At 64.6% G+C, this 6,024-nt stretch carries 5 protein-coding genes; 3 read left to right on the top strand and 2 right to left on the bottom strand.

The window, feature by feature from the left end; genetic code table 11:
- Positions 1-132 precede the first annotated feature (132 nt).
- The gene (locus H8B02_RS44365) at positions 133-1,122 is read right to left on the bottom strand and encodes a formylglycine-generating enzyme family protein (RefSeq protein ID WP_229172072.1); all 990 of its coding nucleotides are present in this window, start codon (positions 1,120-1,122) and stop codon (positions 133-135) included.
- Between the two features lie 314 nt (positions 1,123-1,436).
- On the opposite strand from H8B02_RS44365, the gene H8B02_RS44360 reads away from it, so the two are divergent.
- Positions 1,437-2,615: a SphA family protein gene (locus H8B02_RS44360; protein WP_376711786.1), complete on the top strand. Its 1,179-nt coding sequence runs from the start codon at positions 1,437-1,439 to the stop codon at positions 2,613-2,615.
- 358 nt (positions 2,616-2,973) lie between these two features.
- Here H8B02_RS44360 and H8B02_RS44355 read toward each other — a convergent pair whose 3' ends face one another.
- Positions 2,974-3,648 (bottom strand): HAD family hydrolase, encoded by a 675-nt coding sequence (locus H8B02_RS44355; RefSeq protein WP_229172071.1) that lies wholly within the window; start codon positions 3,646-3,648, stop codon positions 2,974-2,976.
- A gap of 315 nt (positions 3,649-3,963) precedes the next feature.
- Between H8B02_RS44355 and H8B02_RS44345 the strand changes: the two genes are divergently transcribed.
- Positions 3,964-5,547, top strand: a complete 1,584-nt coding sequence (locus tag H8B02_RS44345; protein ID WP_229172069.1) for a DUF1800 domain-containing protein — start codon at positions 3,964-3,966, stop codon at positions 5,545-5,547.
- Positions 5,547-6,024: DUF1501 domain-containing protein (locus H8B02_RS44340; RefSeq protein WP_376711785.1), on the top strand; the 478-nt coding region annotated here is incomplete at its 3' end. The genes H8B02_RS44345 and H8B02_RS44340, both read left to right, overlap by 1 nt.

The raw sequence follows: 6,024 nt of genomic DNA, 5'->3' as shown, positions 1-6,024 counted from the left end.
CTCGGTGCCTGCTGCGCCTGGGCCAATGCCTTTTCGACCGATGCGGCGGCGCCCAATGCGGACGCGGCAGCTAGGCTTGTCGTCGCGAGCAACACGTTGCGGCGGCTCATGTCGCGCGCAGTGTTATCCTTCTCATCGCTCATCATTTACTCCCTTTCTTATGACGCATCGAAAACCAACGTGGCTCGTGGACGTATCCACCGCTTCCGCATGGCGCGCAGCCGGGCGATAGCGACGGCAGTAGTTCGGCGCGCAGAGATGCGAGCCGCCTTTGAGAACCTTGCGGGGAATTTTGATCTTGGGCAGAGACGGATCGTGGCTGTCTTGCTCACGCCCGCCGCGTGGATTGTCCGGAATGCAGCACGGCTTGGCCGCATCGGGCTCATGGTCGGTAGACCACCAGTCCGTGGTCCACTCCCAGACGTTACCGATCATGTCATGAAGGCCGTAGCCATTTACCGGGAATGCGGTGACGGGTGAGGTGCGCGCGTAACCATCGCCGCTAAGATTCTCGTACGGAAATGCGCCTTGCCAGGTATTCGCCATTGGCTTGCCGCCCGGCATAAGCTCGTCGCCCCAGGCGAACTCGGCGCCGTCGAGGCCGCCGCGCGCGGCAAACTCCCATTCGGCTTCGGTCGGCAAGTCCCTGCCAGCCCATGTCGCGTAGGCCTCCGCGTCGCGATACGCAATGTGGACCACAGGATGATCGTCGAGGCCGCTGATCGAACTGCGGGGGCCGTATGGGCGGCGCCAGTTGGCGCCAAATTTGAAATTCCACCATTGCGACCAGTCGCGCAAATCGACCGGACGCTTCGGTGGTGTGAAAACCAGCGAACCTGCCTTGAGCATGTGCGGCAGCGCGCCCGGATAATCCTTTGCGTCAGGCCGCGTCTCCGCTGACGTCACGTAGCCTGTAGCGTTGACGAACCTGCGAAATTCGCGATTGGTGACCGGCGTCCGGTCCATCCAGAAGCCGCTCACCGAGACGCGATGGACCGGCGCCTCTTCGGCATAGTGCCTGTCGGAGCCCATGCGGAACGTGCCGCCCGGAATCCAGACCATATCCCCCTCACTGGGCCCATCCGACAAAGGTACGCCTGCCGCAACACCAACGTCGTGCATGGACTACTCGCAGTGAACGAGTTTCAAAATTACGAGCGCCGCCCCCAGGAATCTCTCGGCAGCTTCCTAGCGCCGATTCAGCCGGGGAGGAGCGCGGCTTAACATCTTCGTCGGTCTACATGACAATCGAATATCTGAAGCGGTGGCACGTTCGCAGCGGCACAACCTTCTTCTATTGATCTAGATCAAACCAGCCAGGTGCCTCTTGGCTTGTCGAGAGCCCCTGATGACTATGCAAAAAGTGCCAAGGTTGTGGCGTCATGGACACAACCCTTCAATAAACCTCCGGCTGTACGCAAGTGTGCCGATTTCGCATGGACGAACGGCGGCGTCAGCTTATTGTTTCCGGGTTTCTGCCCCGCCGGAGCAATGGCGGGATCGCGACAGTCGGGGGATCGGCGATGCGGTGCTTTGGACCGGGTTTGGGACGCAGATTTTTTTCGCAGTGGCGTTTGAGAGTTGGGGCGCTTGCCGCTCTGCTGGTGCTGTCCACCCAAGCGGCTCGCGCCGACGAAAATGGAATCAGCTTCTGGATACCCGGGTTTTTTGGCAGCCTCGCGGCTGTTCCTCAGCAGGCGCCGGGCTGGTCGGTGACCTCGGTTTATTATCACACCTCTGTTTCCGCCGGCGGCGACGTGGCGCGGTCGCGCGAAATCACGCTTGGTCGCTTTCCCGCGAATCTGACGGCCAACGTCAACGCCAACGTCAATGCGAATGTGAATCTCGGCCTTGTGGCCGGGACCTACACCTTTGCAACACCCGTGCTGGGCGGTCAGGCTTCTGCCAGCCTGTTGGCGACCTACGGCTCCAACTCCACGTCGCTGGCGGGATCGCTCGTTGGGACATTGACGGGACCGGGCGGCGGCACGTTCCCCTTCTCCCGGTTTGACAGCATCGACAGCTCGCTCATTGCATTCGGCGACCTGATCCCGCAGTTCGCGCTGCGCTGGAATGCCGGTGTCAACAATTACATGACGTACATTACCGCCGACCTTCCGGCCGGCGCCTATCAGTCGGGCCGCCTGGCGAATTTGGGGATTGGGCACTGGGCGATCGACGCGGGCGGCGGCTACACCTATTTCGATCCAAAGACCGGGCATGAATTTTCGTCGGTGCTGGGATTCACTTACAACTTCGTCAACCCCTCCACTCAATATCAAAGCGGCGTCGACATGCACCTCGACTGGGGCGCATCGCAATTCCTGACCAAGCAGTGGCAGGTCGGCCTCGTCGGTTACCTCTATCAGCAGCTCGGCTGCGACAGCGGCTCCGGAGATCGCGTCGGCTGCTTCCGGTCGCGCGTGGCCGGCGTCGGCCCGCAGGTCGGTTACATTTTCCCGGTCGGAGACATGCAGGGATATCTGAACCTGAAGGGCTACGGCGAATTCGCCAATGAAAATCGGCCAGCAGGCTGGAACGTCTGGCTGACGTTCAATCTTCAGCCCGCGGCGCCAACGCCGCCGACATCCACAAGGCCCAGATTCACGAAATAGCAGCGCCGGTGACGCTGCCACCGGCGCCGTGCTGAAGGCTCAATCTGGCGCGGCGGTAGCGACGCAATCAGCCAATGGACGCTCCGCGAGCGTGCGGACGTGTCCTGTTGGGTCAAAAGCCGACGATGACGGCCGAGCCAAGTTGCATCCGCTTCATCTTCAGAAGCGGACCATTATGAGCACACGTGCTGGCCGATCGGCCTCTGTCATTGCGAGGAGCGCGCGACAAAATTTCAAAGCAATTTTGCGCTGAAGCGACGATGCAAACCATCGCGCCGCACATGCGGGATGATGAATTGCTTCGCGGAGCCTGTCATCCGGCGGCGCTTCGCGCCGACCGGGTGGCTCGCAATGACGGCTAGAGCGCGCCGCGCTCCTGCAGCAGCGCCAGCACGGCATTGAGGTCCGGCAGCACGGCCGCGCATTTCACGCGGGTCTCGTCGGTCGGCGGCGCCATGTCGGGCACCATCAGCGTGATTGCGCCGGCGGCGTGGGCGGCAGCGACGCCGTGGTTGGAATCCTCCACGGCAATGCAGACCGCCGGCGTCACGTCGAGCCGCGCGGCCGCCTTGAGATAGAGCTCCGGGTTCGGCTTGCCGTGGGTCACGTCGTCGAGTGTCAGCAGCGTGTCGAAGCGGTCGCGGATTCCAGCGAGCGTGAGATGTCGCTCGGCCGTGCGGCGGGATGACGAGGTCACGATCGCGGTCCGGCAGTCGGCGGCGGCAAGGCCGTCGAGCAGCGCGAGCGTGCCGGGCTTGAGCGGAAGGCCGGCGTCGAACATGCGATCGCGGGTGACGATGAAGGTGCGATTGACCTCCGCCAGCGGAAACGCTGCGCCGTAATGATCGCGCAGCATCGCCTCGCAGACCGGGCCGGGAAGCCCGACCATGGAATGGCACAGCGCGACGACGTCGTCGGTGTAGCCGCAGGCATTCAGCGCCGCGACCAGGCTGTCGAAGTAGACCTTCTCGGTGTCGAGCAGCGTGCCGTCCATGTCGAGCAGGACGGCATCGACGGTCCAGGGCGCGTTCACTTGGCGCTCACCGCGGCTTGCTGTTCCGCCAGTTTCCGCAAGCATGCGGGGCACAGGCAGTCGCCGCCATCGGCCGGCATCGGCAGACGAAAGCTTTCGTCGGAACACCAGCACGGTCCTCCGAGCTGGCAGGAAAATTCGCTGCCGCATGCCGTGCAGGCAAGCCGGCGCGGTGATGCTGGTTCGGAACGATCGTGCGATGTGAGGTCCATTCTAACCGCGATTTAATGCGCGAATTAATCTCGGGTTCATCCCGGACCGCGCTATGATGCCGGGCAACTGATATAGCCGGGATAGGCCGTTAAGGGAATTCTGATGGCCCGTGATTCGCAAGCCGCGCTGATTGCTCTCAACCGGTTTGGATTTGGCGCCCGCGGCGGGGCGGCCGGCGACTTCATCAACGCGGCCTCCGATCCGCGCGGTTTCGTGCTGGCGGAACTGGCGCGTCCGAACGGTGCGCTGCTCGAAGTGCCGGGCCTGCTCTCGACGCCGGAGCTCGGCAAGCAGGTGTTCGACTATCAGTTCGAGATCCAGCAGGCGCGCAATGCCGCGAAAGCCGCGCAGCAAGGCGCGAGCGAGACGCCGCCGCAGGGGGCGGACGCGAAGCCGCAACCGCGGCGCAATCTGTCGCTCTCCACGGCTGCGAAGGAGATCGCCGGCAAGGATCCGGCGATGCAGCCACAGACGGTCGACAACGCCAATGCGGCAATGACGCCGTCCGCGACGATGCAGCCTCCGCCGATGCAGACGGTGGCCGGTCCGCCCAAGCCGCCGGCGCAACCGCTCAACATCATCCAGAAGACGTTCCGCGCCGAGGCGCTGGCGCGGTTGCAACGCGGCGTGGTCGCCGATTGCGGTTTCGTCGAGCGGCTCGTGGTGTTCTGGTCCAACCACTTCTGCATCTCCGCCAACAAGGGCGCGCTGGCGCGGATGTGGGCCGGCTCGTTCGAACGCGAGGCGATCCGCCCCCATGTGCTCGGCCGCTTCGGCGACATGCTGAAGACTGTCGAGCAGCATCCGGCGATGCTGTTCTTCCTCGACAACCAGCAATCGCTCGGGCCGGAGTCACGTGCCGGCATCAATCGCAGCCGCGGCCTCAACGAGAATCTGGCGCGCGAGATCATGGAGCTGCATACGCTCGGCGTCGGCGGCGGCTATACCCAGGACGACGTGACCGCGCTCGCGCGTGTCATCACCGGCTGGACCTTTGCCGGCCGCCGCGGCCAGCTCGGTGCGCCCGGCAGCTTCGTGTTCAATGCCAATGCGCACCAGCCCGGGCCGCAGCAGGTGCTGGGCAAGATCTACGCGCAGGCCGGCCTCGCACAGGGCGAGGCCGTGCTATCAGACATCGCACAGCATCCCTCGACCGCGAAGTTCATCGCGACCAAGTTCGCCCGCCATTTCGTTGCCGACGATCCGCCGCCGGCACTGGTGGCGAAGCTGCAGGACACCTTCACCAGAACCGACGGCGATCTCAGGGCGCTGGCCACCGCGCTCGTTCAGTCGAACGAGGCGTGGCAGGCGCCGCTGACGAAAATGCGCTCGCCTTATGAATTCCTGCTCGCCTCCGGCCGGCTGCTGGCACGCAATCCGGAGGATCCGGGCCGCTATCTCAACGGCCTCAACGTGCTCGGCCAGCCGCTGTGGTCGCCGGCCGGGCCGAACGGTTTCCCGGATACCGCAGCGGCCTGGGCCGCGCCCGAAGGCATCAAGCTCAGGCTCGACATCTCGGCGCAGCTTGGCTCCCAGCTCGCCGACCGGTTCGACCCGCGCGACCTGCTCGAGCTGATTGCGGCGGAAGCCGCTTCGGTCGAGACGCGGCGCACCATCGAGCGTGCGGAATCGCGGCAGCAGGCGCTGGCGCTGCTGCTGATGTCGCCGGAATTCCAGAGGAGATGATGATGGATTGCTCCGAGAGCTTGATGCTGCAGGCGACGTCGCGGCGCGCGCTGCTGCTCGGCGGCGCCTCCTTCGCCGCCTGGGCCTATTTGCCGAAATTCGCGCGCGCCGCCGATGGCCGCGATCCGCGCTTCGTCACCATCATCCTGCGCGGCGCGCTCGATGGCCTTGCCACCGTGGCGCCGGTCGGCGACCGCGATTACGCCGGCCTGCACGGCGCGATCGCACTGAAAACCGACGGACCGAACGCGGCCGTGATGCTCGATCCGTTCTTCGGCCTGCACCCGGCGATGCCGGAATTCGCGCGGATGTATCGCGCCAAGCAGGCCGCTGTCGTTCATGCGGTTGCGACTTGCTATCGCGATCGCTCGCATTTCGATGGCCAGGATGTGCTGGAGAGCGGCTTCCCCGGTCCCGGCCGGGTGCAGTCCGGCTGGCTCAACCGCGCGCTCGAAGCGCTGCCGAAGGGTGAGCGGG

This window comes from Bradyrhizobium altum, from assembly GCF_020889705.1.
GTDB classification, from domain to species: Bacteria; Pseudomonadota; Alphaproteobacteria; order Rhizobiales; family Xanthobacteraceae; genus Bradyrhizobium; species Bradyrhizobium altum.
The sequence above is the reverse complement of the archived record's forward strand: the minus strand, read 5'-3'. Positions and strand labels throughout refer to the sequence as shown.